This is a genomic window from Vibrio splendidus (assembly GCF_002873455.1).
GTDB lineage: Bacteria > Pseudomonadota > Gammaproteobacteria > Enterobacterales > Vibrionaceae > Vibrio > Vibrio splendidus_J.
The window spans coordinates 295-16507 of record NZ_MCUN01000005.1 but is presented as its reverse complement, the minus strand read 5'-3'; the positions used below and the strand labels follow the sequence as shown (position 1 = coordinate 16507).

The window sequence follows — 16213 nt, the reverse complement described above, 5'->3', positions numbered from 1 at the left end:
TATCATCAAAATTTCAAGCAAACGATAAAACAAACGTTTGCGCCATGAATGAAATACACTATTATCCCGACACTTTACCAACTCCTGTTCTGAGTATTGATATGAAACTAAAACGCACCCTATTGGCTTCAACAATGGCAAGCCTCGCTCTATTTCCATTTGCGAGTTCAGCAATGGAAAAAGCTGACTTGATGATTACCGATGCGATGGTTCTAACCATGAACCAAGACAAAACGGTTTATGAGAGCGGTACTGTTGTCGTAAAAGACAACAAAATCATTGCCGTTGGTGATGCTTCACTAGAGAAGCAGTACCAAGCGAAACAAGTGTTAGACGTGGATGGCGATATCGTCATGCCGGGTCTCATCAATACTCATACTCACGTATCGATGACGGTTTTCCGCTCGCTGGCCGATGATGTGCCTGACCGTCTTCACCGTTATATCTTCCCTCTAGAGAAGAAGCTGGTATCGCGAGACATGGTACGCATTGGTGCCAACCTAGGTAATGTCGAAATGGTAAAAGGCGGTGTCACGACTTACGCCGACATGTACTACTTCGAAGATGAAGTCGCGAAAACCGTCGATAAGATCGGTATGCGTGCCATTCTTGGTGAAACCGTGATTAAGTTCCCAGTCGCTGATGCGGCTAATGCTGAAGAAGGCATCCAATACGCGCTGAATTTCATTGAAGAATACAAAGACCACCCGCGTATCACACCCGCGTTTGCACCACACGCGCCTTACACCAACACCACAGAGGTTCTGCAGAAGATCTCTAAGTTATCTTTAGAACTCGATGTACCCGTGATGATTCACCTTGCAGAATCACACCGAGAAGAAGAGAAAATCGCCGAGCGTTCAGATGGCCTATCACCAGTTCAATACATGGACAGCATTGGCGCACTCAACAAAAACTTGGTGGGAGCACACATGATCCTCGTTGACGATCATGACATCGAACTGGTGAAAAAATCAGATATGGGTGTAGCTCACAACATGAGTGCTAACATCAAGTCAGCAAAAGGCGTGTCACCGGCGCTTAAGATGTATGACGAAAACGTTCGTATTGGTTTAGGTACTGATGGCCCAATGTCTGGTAACACACTGAGCACCATTGATGAATTCAACCAAGTCGCTAAAGTTCACAAGCTGGTTAATAAAGATCGTGCCGCAATGCCGCCGATCAAAGTGATCGACATGGCAACAATGGGCGCAGCAAAAGCGCTGCACATGGAAGATAAAATCGGTTCTCTTGAGGCCGGTAAACTCGCCGACATCATAGTGATCGATACGAAAGCGCCAAACATGGTCCCGGTCTACAACCCATACTCGGCATTAGTTTACTCAGCTAATTCTGGTAACGTTCGCCACACCATCGTTGACGGTAAGATCATCATGCAAGACCGCGACATGCTAACCGTCGATGAAGACAAGATTCGCCAAGAAGCTCTCGATTTCACTAAAGTCGTTCGTAAGACGGTGATTGAATCTGGTGAAGTAGTTCAATAACTTCACCGAGTAAGATAACGGTTTACCGTTCAGATCAAAAAAGGCCTCATAGGTATTTACCTACGAGGCCTTTTTAATACGATATTTTTATATCGATATCTTTCTATATCAAGATAGATGATTAACGAGTGCAGTCGTTCATCATCAACCTTAATTTACATTCGTCATTACCAGAACACATCTCGACGTTTTGCTCGAGCAATAATATTGTCCGGCATTCTTCGCTCTAAACCGCTTCGAAGCACAGTAATACGTTTGTGTTGCCTATCATCTGCTGTCACCGAGTTGTATAACCAGCGGTAAGCATCTTCATAATCTAACGGGCTACCGTAATCACGAAGTAAGAGTTCCGCTAAGTGAATGCTTGCGCTTAGGTTACCCATAGAGGCCGCTTCACGTAGGTACGGAATCGCGCGTTCTTTGTCTTGTTGAACCAAGGTTCCACGAGAATAATAACGACCTAGCTGCTCTAGTGCAGCCGGTAAACCTTGATGCGCCGCGTTTTCCATATAGTAGATACCAAGCTCGACATCTTGTGGAACACACACGCCCCAAGCCAACATATCGCCGTATAAAAACTCATAAGAAGGCAAGCTAATACGCGTTGCACGAGCAACGATATCTTCAACTAACTGGCACTTATCAGCTTTCACTCGCTCTAGGTGTTGATTATTTTCGATTAAATTAATCAGTTCAGCTTCTGTATATATTGGAACGGGCTCTCCCACGTCAGTCAAATTTGCATGACTCAAGGGTGAGCTCAGCGCCATTATCAATGAAGCTGCTACAATTCGTAGCTTCATACCTGCACTCTATTATCTGTCGCCAAAGTTATCTATTGAGGGCCGTAGAGGATTTCTACACGCACAAAACAGGGTGAACTTCACTTTCCATGATATCTGTATCGGCAATAACCCTGACGGCTTTAGACAAAACTTGCCGCTAATGGGCAATATTTTGCCTGATGACGCTTAAAAGATCACCATCAAAGAGTGCGTGGCTAAATTGCAGGTATTAAAAAGCCGACTTAATAAAGTCGGCTTTTAGAAAACTATTTCATTATCAGAGCACTTCAATTAACAAAGTAACAAAGTACTTTAATTACCACAGCACGGTTAGTGCCTGGTAATCACTCAGCGGGCATTATGCGCCGTATGGGTGAACCTTGATGATAGTTTCGTTACGATCTGGGCCAGTTGATACGATATCAATTGGAACACCAGTTAGGTCTTCGATACGCTTGATGTAATCTAGAGCAGCTTGTGGAAGCGCGTCGATAGATTTAGCACCAAATGTGTTTTCAGACCAACCAGGCATTGTTTCGTAGATTGGCGTCGCTTCTTCGAATGACTCAGCAGCCATTGGAGAAACTTCTAGGATAGAACCATCTTTCATCTTGTAACCAGTACAGATTTTTAGTTCTTCTAGGCCATCTAGAACGTCTAGTTTAGTTAGACAGATACCAGATAGAGAGTTGATTTGGATTGCACGACGCATAGCAACAGCATCGAACCAACCAGTACGACGTAGACGACCAGTCGTTGCGCCAAACTCGTGACCAACATCGCCTAGGTGCTTACCAACTGGGTCTTGTTTTTCAAGGCCATCGTATAGCTCAGTTGGAAATGGACCTGAACCAACACGAGTACAGTAAGCCTTAGTAATACCAAGGATGTAACCGATGTGACGAGGACCGAAACCAGAACCTGCAGCAACACCACCAGCAGTCGTGTTAGAAGACGTTACGTATGGGTAAGTACCGTGGTCGATATCTAGTAGCGTACCTTGAGCACCTTCGAACATGATCTTGTCGCCGCGCTTACGTGCTGCGTCTAGTTCGTCAGTTACGTCGATAACCATCGCAGTTAACATGTCTGCGTAGCTCATCGCTTGCTCAAGAACTTCTTCGTAGCTTACTGTTTCAGCTTTGTAGAAGTGCTCTAGTTGGAAGTTGTGGAATTCCATAACTTCTTTTAGCTTCTCAGCAAATGCTTCTTTATCGAAAAGGTCACCAACGCGTAGACCGCGACGAGCAACTTTATCTTCGTAAGCAGGACCGATACCACGACCCGTTGTACCGATAGCTTTAGCGCCACGAGCGATTTCACGCGCGTTGTCGATTGCAATGTGGTACGGAAGAATTAGAGGACAAGCTTCAGAGATGAAAAGACGCTCACGTACTGGGATACCGCGATCTTCAAGAGGTTTCATTTCTTTAAGAAGTGCGTCAGGCGATAATACTACACCGTTACCAATAACACATTTAACGTTATTGCGTAGGATACCTGATGGAATTAAGTGAAGAACGGTTTTTTCACCGTCAATTACAAGTGTGTGACCTGCATTGTGACCGCCTTGGTAGCGAACCACGTATTTTGCATCTTCAGTTAAAAGGTCAACGATTTTACCTTTACCTTCATCACCCCATTGGGTGCCTAGAACGACTACGTTATTTCCCATCTTTCCAATTTCTGTTGCTAATTAAAAATGGATTCTAGCACCGAATCACATTTCTTGCAGTCATTTTTTGTTCATAATGATTAAAGCTAACGACAAGCAAATTTGCAATGACACCGCGAAGATCCGTAAAGATGCTGATATTATTATCTTTTTACAGGCAAAAGGCAGCAACATGTCTAATTCTATCTGGCTCGCAATCGGGCTCGTTCTTATCGTTGAAGGGCTGGGGCCTTTGATTGCACCCAATGGCTGGAGAAACATGGTTGCTCAATTAAGCCAACAGCCAGACACGCAACTGCGCCGAATTGGCGGTTGCCTTGTGGTTGCCGGCGTCGTTATCGCCTTCATGACCTACCGCTAGGCTTATATAAGTACCATTCTGTTAAGTACCTTCCGTCGCGTCCCTATAGCGCCCCCGAAAACATGTCTCGTCCTTAGATAGGTCGCAGAAACAAAAAGGCTCCCATAATGGGAGCCTTTTAAGTTTTAACGTATTTTGCTTATTGAGCTAAGCATCCGCTAACGCATCAGCTTATTTTGCTGGAGCGCCGCTTGCTTGATTCATGTATTGGAAGAAGTCAGTCTTCGGATCCAGTACTAGAATGTCGCTCTTATCGCTAAATGATGTCTCATAAGCTTGCAATGAACGCATGAAGCCATAGAACTCAGGATCTTTGCTGTACACATCAGAGTAGATCTTCGCTGCTTCTGCATCTGCATCACCACGAGTGATTCGAGCTGTACGGTCAGCTTCTGCAAGAACTGTTGCTACTTCTAGCTCAGCTTGAGCACGGATAACTTCTGCTTTCTCACGACCTTGAGAACGATGTCTACGAGCAACCGATTCACGTTCTGCACGCATACGGCGGTAGATAGATTCACTGATTTCGTCAGGAAGGTTAATCTTCTTCATTCGGAAATCAACAACTTCAACACCTAAATCAGCCATCGCACTTTCTGACGTTCCAGACAAAACGTTTTCCATGATCTTATCGCGTTCGCCATCAACTTCTAGAGCTTCTGCAGCCGCTACCGTTGTGACGACTTCGCTATCAGCAGAGTCTGGCAGGATGTCCTTATTACGAGGGCCTGACACGATCTGCTTAATTTCACGAGCACCAATTTCAGAACGAAGAACATCTGTCACTTTACGCTCAAGAAGTGCTTCTGCCGTCATGATATTGCCGCCGCCGGTACTCAGATAAAAACGTCCAAAATCAGCAATACGCCATTTTGCGTAGGTATCAATTAGAACGTCTTTTTTCTCTGATGTTACGAAACGGTCAGAACGACCATCCATCGTTTGAATACGAGCATCAAGTACTTTTACGCGATCAAACATAGGCAGTTTAAAGTGCAAGCCTGGTTCATAGATTCGTGATACGCCGTTGTCATCGAGAACTCGACCAAAACGAATTACCATGCCACGTTCGCCTTCTTGAATCACAAATAGTGACATCAATAGAAGGGCAATCGTCACAACTAATACAGGGATCATTAATTTACGCATTATTAGTATCTCCCTTGACGTGAACTGTCTGAACGAGTTTGGGTGCTAGACTTTGGATCCGCTTGAGTTTCTAACTCAATTTGATCGTAAGTTGATGATGCTTTTGCAGGGCGAGTGCCCGACTGAGAACCACCTTGTGCGCCTAGCTTGTCAATTGGTAGGTATAGCAAGTTACCGCTTGATTCAGAATCAATCAGGACTTTCGATGTGCTTGAGTACACTTTTTCCATTGTATCAAGGTACATACGGTTACGTGTTACTTCAGGAGCAGCTTGGTATTCAGGTAAAAGCTTCTCGAACTGAGCGACTTGACCTAGAGCACCATTAACTGTGCGCTCTGAGTAACCCACCGCTTCTTTCTTCAAACGCTCAGCTCGACCCGTTGCTTTTGGAAGAATGTCATTTCGGTAAGCTTCAGCTTCACGTTCAAAACGCTCTTCATCCTCTCGAGCCGCGATAGCATCATCAAATGCATCTTTCACTTGCTCAGGTGGACGTGCTGACTGGAAGTTCACGTCAACAATCAGAATACCCATGTCGTAGCTATCAATAATACGGTTCAACGTTTCTTGAGTGCTTTGACGAATCTGCTGACGACCACTTGTTAGGATACTATCCATTAGTGAGTCACCAATTACCGCACGAAGCGCAGAATCAGTTGCTTGACGTAAGCTGTCGTCCGCATCCGTTACACGATACAAGTACTTGTATGGGTCAGAAACACGGTATTGAACGCCCATTTCAACCGTCACAACGTTTTCATCTTTCGTTAGCATGGTGCCAGAAGCACGTAGAGAACGAATAGCTTGAACGTTAACCAGTTGCTCATCTTTAATTTCATCGATGAAGCGTGGGTGCCAGTTAAGACCCGGTTCTTCGATACGGTCGAATTGACCCAGTCGAAGTACAACGGCTCTTTCTGCTTCGCCAACGGTGTAGAAACCGGCGAAGAACCAGATAGCAATCGCAATGACAGCAATGACACCAAAGCCAATCGCACCGCCACCACCAATAGATGGACCGTTACCGTTGCCACCTTTTTTACCAAACTTGCCACCTAACTTTTGACTTAGTTTACTAAACACTTCGTCTAAGTCTGGCGGTCCTTGATCTCGGCCGCCGCGATTATTGTTCTTACCCCAAGGGTCATTATCGCGGCCGTTATTATCGCCGTTGTTATTATTTCCAGGCTCATTCCACGCCATTAGAAAGCTCCATCATTTGATATGACGTTATACTGTAGCAGTCTCTTTGGTAACGATAAAGTCACCTAAGAGCGCCCCTTCTCTTTTTTCAAGTTTAGACCAATCTATTTGTTGCATTCGGATATCTATCAACAAGTTACCATTTTCATCATACTCTTCCTGTTGAATACATTTCATCTCGAAGAATAAGCTGCGAATACGGCCTTGATGTTGATGTGGAATACACAATCGGAATTGAACCATTTGACTCGCCAAACGCTCAGTTAGAGCTTCAAACAGCAGCTCAATTCCTTCTCCTTCCATTGCAGAAACCCAAACAGCGCGTGGTGCGCCCTCTTCGTCTCTTTCAATTCGAGGTTTTTGGTCTTCCATGCAGTCAATTTTGTTCATGACTACAAGGGTTGGCACTTCATGAGCATCGATTTCTTCTAATACTTCATGAACAGCCTGAATGTTCTCACGAAAACGGTCATCACTGGCATCAACAACATGTAACAAAATGTCAGCTTCCTGCGTCTCTTGTAACGTAGCCTTGAACGCAGCGACCAAGTCGTGTGGTAGATGACGGATAAAACCTACGGTATCTGCGAGAATTGCAGGCCCGACATCTGCCAATTCAATCTTACGTAGTGTTGGGTCTAGGGTTGCAAACAGTTGGTCTGCCGCATAAACACCTGCACTAGTGATTCGATTGAAAAGTGTTGATTTCCCTGCGTTGGTATAACCAACCAAAGAAATTGTTGGGATTTCAGCTCGGTTACGAGCACGTCGTCCTTGTTCACGTTGCTTAGCCACTTTAGCTAAACGACGCAGTATTGCCTTTATACGGTCACGCAACAAACGTCGATCGGTTTCCAGTTGAGTTTCACCTGGACCACGAAGACCAATACCACCTTTCTGCCTTTCAAGGTGAGTCCAACCACGAATCAATCGGGTAGAGATATGACGAAGCTGAGCGAGCTCAACTTGTAGCTTACCTTCATGAGTTCGTGCACGTTGTGCAAAGATATCTAAGATCAAACCCGTGCGATCAATCACACGACATTTACACAATTGCTCGAGGTTTCGCTCTTGGGCAGGAGAGAGGGAGTGGTTAAAAATCACAATTTCAGCACCGGTCAGCTGAACAGCTTGTGCGATTTCTAGGGCTTTACCTTCTCCAACGTAGTATTTAGGGAGTGGGGATTGTCGGCTACCAGTAATCACTTGTAGCGTTTCGACCCCCGCTGAGGAGACCAGCATTTCACATTCGCTTAGGTCTTCCCATTCTCCCTCTTGCGTGAAGTTGATATGAACAAGTACGGCTCGCTCGCCGGATTCATAACGGTCAAACAAGCAACCAACTCCTTATTACAGCGCAAGCTGTATCAATTGAACGATTAATCTTCAGTCTTCTCTGGACGATCAGATGGCGCACGCTGTTGCTCGCCGCTGTGGTGACTAACTGCACGAGCAGGAACCACAGTAGAAATCGCATGCTTGTAAACCATTTGGTTTACTGTGTTCTTCAATAAGATCACGAATTGATCGAAAGACTCGATCTGACCTTGCAGCTTGATGCCGTTAACAAGATAGATAGAGACTGGAATGCGCTCACGACGGAGTGCATTTAGGAATGGGTCTTGTAGCGATTGCCCCTTAGCCATTTTATTTTCCTTATTTATATTTTGTTGTAATTATTTAGCTAGTGGTGCACAAAAAGGTGCGGCCTTTGCATCTGAGCTAAACGAATAAAAAAACTCCGTTGTTATTGAAAGGCTGTGATTTTTAAAAGCCTCAATAACTGATCCTTTTCAGAGTATATTCACGCAAAAGCGATCACATTATACACAGCAATACTAATCAGATGCTATTGCATCTGAAAGAGTTTCTAACGCCTGTTCAATGTTTTCGCTATCCAACCAAGTTAAATCATCCCAACTGCGTAACCAGGTGATTTGTCGCTTGGCCAATTGACGGGTTGCGCAGACACCACGGAAAACCGCTTCGTCTAAATCGCAATTCCCATCTAAATAATCCCACATCTGCCTATAACCAACGCATCGGATCGATGGCAGTTCAGGGTGAAGATCGTCTCTGGCATATAACGCCTTCATCTCTTCTTCAAACCCCGCCTCTATCATCTTCTCAAAGCGAAGTTCAATGCGGCGATGGAGCTCTTTCCTTTCCTTGGGAGCTATTGCAAATTGTTTTACACGAAATGGCAGGCTATCGCCTTTCGTTTGAGTTAGCTCTGTTAATGTTTTACCCGAAATTCGGTAAACTTCCAATGCCCTTGAAAGCCTTTGTGGATCATTTGGGTGTATTCTTTCAGCGGATACGGGATCTATCTCTCTTAATTGATCATGCAATGCCTGCCAACCCTGTTCAATAGACTCCGTTTCAATCTGCTTGCGAATCTCTTGATCCGCGGCCGGTAATGGCGATAAGCCTTCCAACAATGCCTTGTAGTACAGCATTGTGCCACCAACCAGTAACGGGATTTTTCCTTCCGCTACAATCTTATTCATTTCATTAATCGCATCACGACGAAAATCTGCCGCAGAATACGCTTCGCTTGGATCGAGAATATCAATCAAACGATGGGGCGCGAGCGCGAGCTCTCCTGCATCCGGTTTAGCGGTGCCGATATCCATGTCTTTGTAGATCAATGCTGAGTCGACACTGATGATTTCTACTGGGTACTTCTGACGTAAGCGGATAGCTAAATCTGTTTTTCCTGATGCCGTAGGGCCCATTAAAAACAACGCTAAAGGTAATTTTTCAGTCATGATATTTTGTATTTGTTTCTCTGTTAGAGCGCTTTATAAAAAAGGGCTTCGTATCGCGATACATTCAGTTGCAAAGATAAATGCCATCGCGAAAAAGTTAAACCGTAAACGCGGCTATGGTCGCTGAAAAGTCGATAGGATTTACAAACTCTGGATCATCTAATGGAAGTAGACCATGCCAAAGCTGTTCAAGTTCCCCAACTAGTTGAACCGCTTCAGATAAAGTGTAGTCGCTTTTTACTTGTGCCGTTTGAATCCCGATCCAGTTGACCAATGATGGCAACATATCGTGAAAAACAGTATCTGCGTGATTATCGACAATCTGAGCGTTTAATGAAGCCGCGTAAGATAACAGATCTGGGATCAAAATTTGTAAGTTTTGCTGCCTCAAAGGAGAAGGCACGCCCATCACCATTACCGCTTCACTGTTTCGCGCCTTAAGCTCAATCCCCAATAACGCCAGTGTTTGGCTCAACGCCTTAGCAACATCGACCAATTCACTACCAAGCTTAATCGATAAAGGCACCAATAGCGGTTGGCTTTTTAACGCCCCTTCTCGAGTATCAAGTTGGCCAATCACACGTAGCAATTCCGCTTTGGCTAGAGACACCAATACGCTGCCGTTTTTGTTTCCCATTACCAAATATTGGCGTTCCACTACCGAGACGGCTTTGCCTAAGTCCGTCACAGGAGCTCTTGGTTTTAAATGAACAGGATTCTGTTGAGCAGGCTTAGCTTCTATATTTCCTATATTTTCTCTATTTTCTATGTTGTCTCTGGTTCCTACTGGTGCCACATGCTCTTGAGGAGATGATGGAGCTACAACTTGATCATCAAAATCTGGCGTTTTCAGAAGCTCTTTGTAGGCTTTCACTTCTCGCTTAGAGGGTGCGGGTTCACCATGATGTTGGTGCTGCTCTTTTTCTTTTTTAGGTTCAGGTCGAGACTCTATCCACTCTTGGCGAGGAGACCCGGTAAAACTGGTTTCGCGAGCCGACGAACCTGTGTTAGCTGAACTCATGTTAGTAGACGAATCTAAGTTGGTTGAAGAGCCCCAGCTAGATGATGAACCTCGGTTGGCTGTCGAGCTATAGTGTTGCCCACCATCATTAACGCTGTGTTGAGGTTGATCATAAGCGCGCTCAGACTCTGCTTTTCTCGGGTAGGCTGGCGTTTGCTCAATAGCATGTCGCTCACTATCAGAGACTTGGGTTTGATCCGAACGGCTAGGCATTGTGCTTTCAGGCTCAGAGAAACTGGCAACTTCACCGGTACCAGAGTTCGAGCTACCTTGCTGATGATGGATCACTTCTGATTGATGAAACGCAGACTGCTTGATTGGTGCTGCATCAATTTGTTTACTTTGGGCTAGTCCATCACTCAGTGCTTGGTAAATGAAATCATGCACAAGACGGGCTTGATGGAAACGCACTTCGTGTTTGGCAGGGTGAACATTCACGTCTACCTGATGTGGGTCTAGCTCAATGAACAACACATACGTCGCAAATTGGTCTGGGCGCAGGCTGGTTTCGTAGCTTTGACGAATCGCATGATTGATCAGCTTGTCACGCATCATACGACCATTCACATAGCAGTATTGCAGATCGCTTTGTTGTCTTGCCCCTTCAGGCGTGGTGATCCAGCCATGAAGTTTTAGGCCTTGATGCTCAAGTTCGATCTTAAGCATATGACGAACAAAAGGATTGCCACATACCGCAGCGATGCGTTTTTCTGCCTGAACTTGTGTTTTGGCAGCGCGATACTGACGAATCATTTTCCCGTTATGGCGAAGATTAATAGTCACATCAAAGCGGCTCAATGCGATGCGTTTAAGCAGCTCATCGATATGCGTGAATTCGGTTTTCTCGGTACGTAAGAACTTGCGGCGTGCTGGCGTATTGAAGAACAGATCCAACACCTCAACCGAAGTACCAATGGGATGTGCTGCAGGCTGCAGTTTCACCTGCATATCACGCCCTTCACTGTGTGCCGCCCAAGCTTGATCTTGAGTGGCTGGGCGTGAGGTCATGGTTAAGCGCGCAACCGAGCTAATACTCGCGAGCGCTTCACCACGGAAGCCAAGGCTGACGATCGCCTCAAGGTCATCAAGGGTATGAATCTTAGAGGTAGCATGACGGCTCAGCGCCAACGCAAGCTCATCTTTAACGATGCCCTTACCGTTGTCACGAACGCGGATCATCTTAGCGCCACCTTTCTCGATATCGATATCGATACGTGTAGCACCCGAATCCAAACTGTTCTCAACCAACTCTTTCACAACAGAAGCTGGTCTTTCTACCACTTCACCCGCTGCGATTTGGTTAGCTAACCGAGCTGGCAGTATTTTGATCGTCATATTTACAGCTACCTTACTGCCATTGATGGAAACATGTCTGCGTTAAAAAGCTTACTTGTGCGGAATAATCAACACCTGCCCCACCGCTAGGCTGTCAGATCGTAGCTTATTCGCTTGGCGAATACTGTTAACACTCACGCCGTATTTCGACGCAATCTTGCCAAGATAATCACCTCTTGCGACTTTATGTTTACGCAGAGGGACATCTTTCACTTCAACCGTAATACGTAGCTTCTGACCCACTTTCAATGTTTCAGACTTCAAGCGGTTCTCACGTTTGATATCAGCTACCCGTACTTTGTAACGGCTGGCTATCTTGCCTAGGTACTCTCCAGACTTAACCGTGTGGGTTATGGTCTTGGTTTTCACTGCGCTGCTTGATGATGACCCTGAAGCACTGCTTGGGATCTTAAGCACTTGGCCGATCGCTAGGCTGCTCGATTTCAGATTGTTGAATTTCATCAACGTCTGTGTCGAGGTGCCATATTTGCTCGCAATCACAGACAGAGACTCACCACGAGACACTTTATGTTGGCTCACGCTACCCGTTGACGACGTTGCGTTAGACAAGATAATCCCTTCAGGCGGGTTAGCCTTCAAATACTTAACGACCGCTTTGGTCACCGCTCGTGCCAATTTATCTTGGTGCGAACGTTGGAAAAGCAGCTTCTCTTCGGTCGGATTCGAAATAAAGCCCGTCTCGACCAAGACCGATGGTATCTGTGGTGAACGTAATACCGCCAAACTGGTATTGATTGGTTTACTGTTATGGAGCTTAGCAACCTTACCCATCTCAGACAGAATGGTGGTTGCAAGCTTATAGCCCTCTTTCTGTGAGTGGCTGAACTGCAAATCAAGCAGAGTTTGGTTTACGTTCTTATCATCAATATTGCCAGTGAAAGCCGCACCGCTACCACCGAGTAATTCAGACTGCTTCTCTTTGTTCTCGATCCATCGAGAGATCTCAGTATTTGCGCGTCGAGTATTCAACACAAACACCGAACCACCTCTTGGTTGAGGGGTCGTAAAAGCATCCGCGTGAATAGAGATAAACAGATGAGCTTCGTTTTCACGAGCAATTGCGACACGTCGGTTAAGGTTTACAAAGTAGTCGGCATTACGGGTCATGCGAGTTTTGATCCCAGGAACCGCATTCAACTGTGCAGCAAGCTTACGAGAAATACTCAGAGTCGCATTCTTTTCATATTTACGACTTGGACCAATAGAGCCTGGGTCCTCACCGCCGTGACCAGGATCGATCACGATCAGAATGTCTTTCTGACGTTTAACCTGATTAATATTTTTGCTCACCGTTGGTTTACTCGGCTTCGACGTCGTTGTCCCCTTACTTACCGCACCATGAGGCAGATCGATCACCAGACGATGTCCGTACTGACCACCAGGAGTCGGGCTGAGTTTAAACAACTCCGCTGTAGAGGACTTCTTCAACTCAAAAACCAAGCGATAGGTGTTTTTGTCTGGCGGTGAACTCTTACGAATCTTAGATAGAACGGGGCTATCTTTCACCACGACCGGTAACTTAGTTGCAAGGTTGGTGTTTTTTAAGTCGACAACCAAGCGGCTCGGGCTACTCAAGGTGAAATAGCTAAAGTCCGCTTCTGATTTTAAGTCGATAACCACACGAGTTTCTTCTGGAGAAGGCCAAACCCTCAAACTTTTCAGTGAGTTTGCTGAAACAAGTGAAGAAAACAGTATAGAAAAAACAGCAGCCATCATGGCTACTGCTGAAATAAGGCGTCTAGAAATCAACATAACTCCAACTGACTAAGTAAGCGCTGTCCGTATTCACTATTAGCGGTTAAAGAAACAATACGGTGATCGTCTTGGTAACGAATATCAATGTCCAAATCTGCTTCTGGTAGCATCCCATAACCTTTCTCAGGCCATTCAACCAAACAGATAGCATCCGGAGTAAAATAATCACGAATCCCCATAAACTCCAACTCTTCAGGATCGGCTAAGCGATAAAGATCGAAGTGATATACCTGCCAATCGGCAAGTTGATAAGGTTCAACTAGAGTATACGTTGGGCTCTTTACATTTCCTTGATGGCCAAGTGCTTTTACAAAACCACGACTGAAAGTCGTTTTACCTGCGCCAAGATCACCATGCAGATAAATAGTCGTCTGCTGTGAGCAAAGATTAGAAAGCTCCGTTCCTAATTGAATCGTTGCTTGTTCATCTTTCAAAGTAAATTGTTTCGTGCTCATGAATACGTTCTCTAAAAATCGATCGTTGACTATATAAAAATCAAAAGAACAAGAATAGTAAACCGTGATGCTTTTAGTAGACAAGCACTCAAGTGTAAGTTCTATGAAAAATACTGATCAAAACACGTCAGTTCTGGTCAATATCACTAAGATCCGTTAAGATCCGCCCCCATTTTTGCCGAACCTAATTTTAATTAGCCTTATCTCTAATTGTAAAACAGAGAAAATAAGAATTAAGAATGAAGCCATGAATCTAGACCATCTTGCTGAAAAAATTAAAATCTGGGGAAAAGAGCTAGGCTTTCAAAAAGTTGGCATCTGCGATGTTGATTTAAGTGAACACGAAGCCCCTCTTCAAGCATGGCTAGATGCTGGCAACCACGGCGAAATGGATTGGATGGCTCGACATGGGATGATGCGTGCACGTCCTAATGAACTTCACCCAGGCACCATTCGAGTGATCAGCGCCCGAATGAACTACCTACCACCAGAAGCTCAGTTTGCCTCTAACCTAAGCGATACTACTCAAGGCTATATCAGTCGTTATTCTTTAGGCCGCGATTATCACAAATTGTTCCGTAACCAGTTGAAAAAGCTGGGACAAAGAATCGAAAAAGAGGTCGAAGGTTTAGATTCACGTCCTTTCGTAGATTCAGCGCCTATTTTGGAAAGACCACTAGCTCAAAAAGCAGGGCTAGGTTGGACAGGTAAACATTCGTTAATTCTTGATAAAGACGCAGGCTCTTGGTTCTTTCTAGGAGAGCTGTTAGTTAACATCCCTCTTCCAGTCGATGCACCCAGTGTCGATGAGTGTGGCAAATGCACCGCATGTATCACATCTTGTCCAACAGGTGCCATTATTGCTGATGGCGTCGTTGATGCGCGCAAATGTATCTCATACTTAACCATTGAATACGATGGTGTGATTCCTGAAGAGTATAGAGAGGCGATTGGTAACCGTATTTATGGTTGTGATGACTGTCAGTTAGTTTGCCCGTGGAATCGTCATGCCGAACTCACAGATCAAACAGACTTTCATCGTAGAGAAGATTTCCAAGAAGCCGATCTAGTTTCACTTTCAAGCTGGGACGAAGCAACCTTCCTAAAGAAAATGGAAGGCTCAGCAATAAGACGTATCGGCCACACCCAGTGGTTGCGCAATATCTTTGTTGCGATGGGCAATGCGCCATTTCAACAACGCATTGTTGAAACACTAGAATCTCATCAAGGCAAAAACGATATGTTGGATGTGCATATTGAGTGGGCTTTGAATAAACAACTACAACAGTTACCCAACGCGAGCAGCGTGCAAGAAGATAGCTCTACGCAGAAAAATAGCTGTGTGCAAAAAAATAGCAGCAAAATCCTCACCAAAAAGCACAGACTGATACGTATTGTTGAGAAAGGACTACCAAGAGACGCCTAGCCCTTTAGGTATCAACGATTGGTAGGTCGACCCACACCGACAGTCCAATATATAAGACAACTCGTTGCACATAATTTGAGAACAATGTTTGACCTTGTTCTCAATTTTAGCAATGTGGAAAAAATTCAGAACTCTCGTAAACTTCCGACACTCTCACAAAGTTAAACACAGTACCGATAAATGATTAAGATCAAAAAACAACAAGTTAACGATCTTTTATCAAATTCGAGATAAACACTCAAATTCATAAAAAACAATAAGTTACGATCATTGCAATTCAGCTAATATATTGAAAACAAGAAAGATCTTTTTGGGATATGTAAAGAATTAAGTCTGAAACAACTTTATCAACCAAGTTATCCACATCTAACATTTTGTGGATAAGTCTGTTTATAGATGTGAAAAACCTCAAGTATCTGCTTCAGAGACCTGATGTTTACTAGCATTCCAGTTGCTAAGAAAAATTTAAGACAAAAAAATATCCACCATGATGGAGGATTATTTGCTTTTTGGGGGGATTATGCTTCGCAGCATTAAAGAAAGAGCGTGACCTTTAAGGTCGCCTTTAAACTCTGTGATCTAAAGAAAAACACGGTGGCTTAAAGAATCTTAATAGCTTTTTAGAAGAAAGCTGGAGCGATACATCGGGTTCGAACCGATGACCTCAACCTTGGCAAGGTTGCGCTCTACCAACTGAGCTAGTATCGCATTAGTTAATCGCTGCTCTTACTGCCTTGGGCAAC

General features: G+C 44.7%; 13 protein-coding genes and 1 tRNA gene. 3 read left to right on the top strand and 11 right to left on the bottom strand.

The genetic code is table 11. The annotated features are described in order from the left end of the window. The first annotated feature begins 101 nt into the window (after positions 1 to 101). Positions 102 to 1511: an amidohydrolase gene (locus BCU75_RS03035; RefSeq protein WP_102472890.1), complete on the top strand. Its 1410-nt coding sequence runs from the start codon at positions 102 to 104 to the stop codon at positions 1509 to 1511. Between the two features lie 167 nt (positions 1512 to 1678). Here BCU75_RS03035 and motX read toward each other — a convergent pair whose 3' ends face one another. Together motX and BCU75_RS03020 are read right to left on the bottom strand one after the other, a co-directional pair. Then, positions 1679 to 2314: a flagellar protein MotX gene (motX, locus tag BCU75_RS03030; protein WP_065682095.1), complete on the bottom strand. Its 636-nt coding sequence runs from the start codon at positions 2312 to 2314 to the stop codon at positions 1679 to 1681. Positions 2315 to 2654: 340 nt separating this feature from the next. Next, positions 2655 to 3971 carry an adenylosuccinate synthase gene (locus tag BCU75_RS03020; RefSeq protein ID WP_017078237.1) on the bottom strand — a complete coding sequence of 439 codons (1317 nt, stop codon included), beginning with the start codon at positions 3969 to 3971 and terminating at the stop codon, positions 2655 to 2657. Positions 3972 to 4143: 172 nt separating this feature from the next. Between BCU75_RS03020 and BCU75_RS03015 the strand changes: the two genes are divergently transcribed. Then, entirely contained in the window at positions 4144 to 4332 is a 189-nt protein-coding gene (locus BCU75_RS03015) for a DUF2065 domain-containing protein (protein WP_026012244.1), read from the top strand. A 171-nt stretch (positions 4333 to 4503) separates the two neighbouring features. Here the strand turns inward: BCU75_RS03015 and hflC are convergent, their stop codons facing one another. From hflC to tsaE, 8 genes are all read right to left on the bottom strand, one after another. Continuing rightward, entirely contained in the window at positions 4504 to 5481 is a 978-nt protein-coding gene (hflC, locus tag BCU75_RS03010; protein ID WP_004735862.1) for a protease modulator HflC, read from the bottom strand. 2 nt (positions 5482 to 5483) lie between these two features. After that, the gene (gene hflK, locus BCU75_RS03005) at positions 5484 to 6686 is read right to left on the bottom strand and encodes an FtsH protease activity modulator HflK (RefSeq protein ID WP_004735863.1); all 1203 of its coding nucleotides are present in this window, start codon (positions 6684 to 6686) and stop codon (positions 5484 to 5486) included. A gap of 27 nt (positions 6687 to 6713) precedes the next feature. Further along, complete coding sequence (gene hflX, locus BCU75_RS03000) at positions 6714 to 8021, bottom strand: ribosome rescue GTPase HflX (protein WP_017107433.1); 1308 nt, start codon at positions 8019 to 8021, stop codon at positions 6714 to 6716. A 44-nt stretch (positions 8022 to 8065) separates the two neighbouring features. Continuing rightward, entirely contained in the window at positions 8066 to 8332 is a 267-nt protein-coding gene (hfq, locus tag BCU75_RS02995; protein WP_004735866.1) for an RNA chaperone Hfq, read from the bottom strand. 192 nt (positions 8333 to 8524) lie between these two features. Beyond that, a complete protein-coding gene (gene miaA / locus BCU75_RS02990) occupies positions 8525 to 9457 on the bottom strand; it encodes a tRNA (adenosine(37)-N6)-dimethylallyltransferase MiaA (RefSeq protein WP_076679106.1) in 933 nt (310 codons plus the stop codon). 97 nt (positions 9458 to 9554) lie between these two features. Then, positions 9555 to 11813 (bottom strand): DNA mismatch repair endonuclease MutL, encoded by a 2259-nt coding sequence (gene mutL, locus BCU75_RS02985; protein ID WP_102472889.1) that lies wholly within the window; start codon positions 11811 to 11813, stop codon positions 9555 to 9557. 51 nt (positions 11814 to 11864) lie between these two features. Continuing rightward, positions 11865 to 13586: an N-acetylmuramoyl-L-alanine amidase gene (locus BCU75_RS02980; protein WP_102472888.1), complete on the bottom strand. Its 1722-nt coding sequence runs from the start codon at positions 13584 to 13586 to the stop codon at positions 11865 to 11867. After that, the gene (gene tsaE / locus BCU75_RS02975; RefSeq protein ID WP_004735870.1) at positions 13580 to 14044 is read right to left on the bottom strand and encodes a tRNA (adenosine(37)-N6)-threonylcarbamoyltransferase complex ATPase subunit type 1 TsaE; all 465 of its coding nucleotides are present in this window, start codon (positions 14042 to 14044) and stop codon (positions 13580 to 13582) included. Before tsaE ends, BCU75_RS02980 begins: the two co-directional genes overlap by 7 nt. Before the next feature lie 247 nt (positions 14045 to 14291). Here tsaE and queG point away from each other — a divergent pair, with 247 nt between their 5' ends. Continuing rightward, positions 14292 to 15470 (top strand): tRNA epoxyqueuosine(34) reductase QueG, encoded by a 1179-nt coding sequence (queG, locus tag BCU75_RS02970; protein ID WP_102472887.1) that lies wholly within the window; start codon positions 14292 to 14294, stop codon positions 15468 to 15470. Positions 15471 to 16102: 632 nt separating this feature from the next. On the opposite strand, the gene BCU75_RS02965 is transcribed toward queG, so the two are convergent. After that, positions 16103 to 16178: transfer RNA gene (locus BCU75_RS02965), tRNA-Gly, on the bottom strand. Positions 16179 to 16213: the final 35 nt, after the last annotated feature.

Coding starts and splice junctions, on each gene's coding strand:
- miaA (WP_076679106.1), bottom strand. CDS start 9,457: ATGACTGAAAAATTACCTTTAGCGTTGTTTTTAATGGGCCCTACGGCA.
- BCU75_RS02980 (WP_102472888.1), bottom strand. CDS start 13,586: ATGTTGATTTCTAGACGCCTTATTTCAGCAGTAGCCATGATGGCTGCT.
- BCU75_RS03035 (WP_102472890.1), top strand. CDS start 102: ATGAAACTAAAACGCACCCTATTGGCTTCAACAATGGCAAGCCTCGCT.
- hflC (WP_004735862.1), bottom strand. CDS start 5,481: ATGCGTAAATTAATGATCCCTGTATTAGTTGTGACGATTGCCCTTCTA.
- hflK (WP_004735863.1), bottom strand. CDS start 6,686: ATGGCGTGGAATGAGCCTGGAAATAATAACAACGGCGATAATAACGGC.
- queG (WP_102472887.1), top strand. CDS start 14,292: ATGAATCTAGACCATCTTGCTGAAAAAATTAAAATCTGGGGAAAAGAG.
- BCU75_RS03020 (WP_017078237.1), bottom strand. CDS start 3,971: ATGGGAAATAACGTAGTCGTTCTAGGCACCCAATGGGGTGATGAAGGT.
- mutL (WP_102472889.1), bottom strand. CDS start 11,813: ATGACGATCAAAATACTGCCAGCTCGGTTAGCTAACCAAATCGCAGCG.
- tsaE (WP_004735870.1), bottom strand. CDS start 14,044: ATGAGCACGAAACAATTTACTTTGAAAGATGAACAAGCAACGATTCAA.
- motX (WP_065682095.1), bottom strand. CDS start 2,314: ATGAAGCTACGAATTGTAGCAGCTTCATTGATAATGGCGCTGAGCTCA.
- BCU75_RS03015 (WP_026012244.1), top strand. CDS start 4,144: ATGTCTAATTCTATCTGGCTCGCAATCGGGCTCGTTCTTATCGTTGAA.
- hfq (WP_004735866.1), bottom strand. CDS start 8,332: ATGGCTAAGGGGCAATCGCTACAAGACCCATTCCTAAATGCACTCCGT.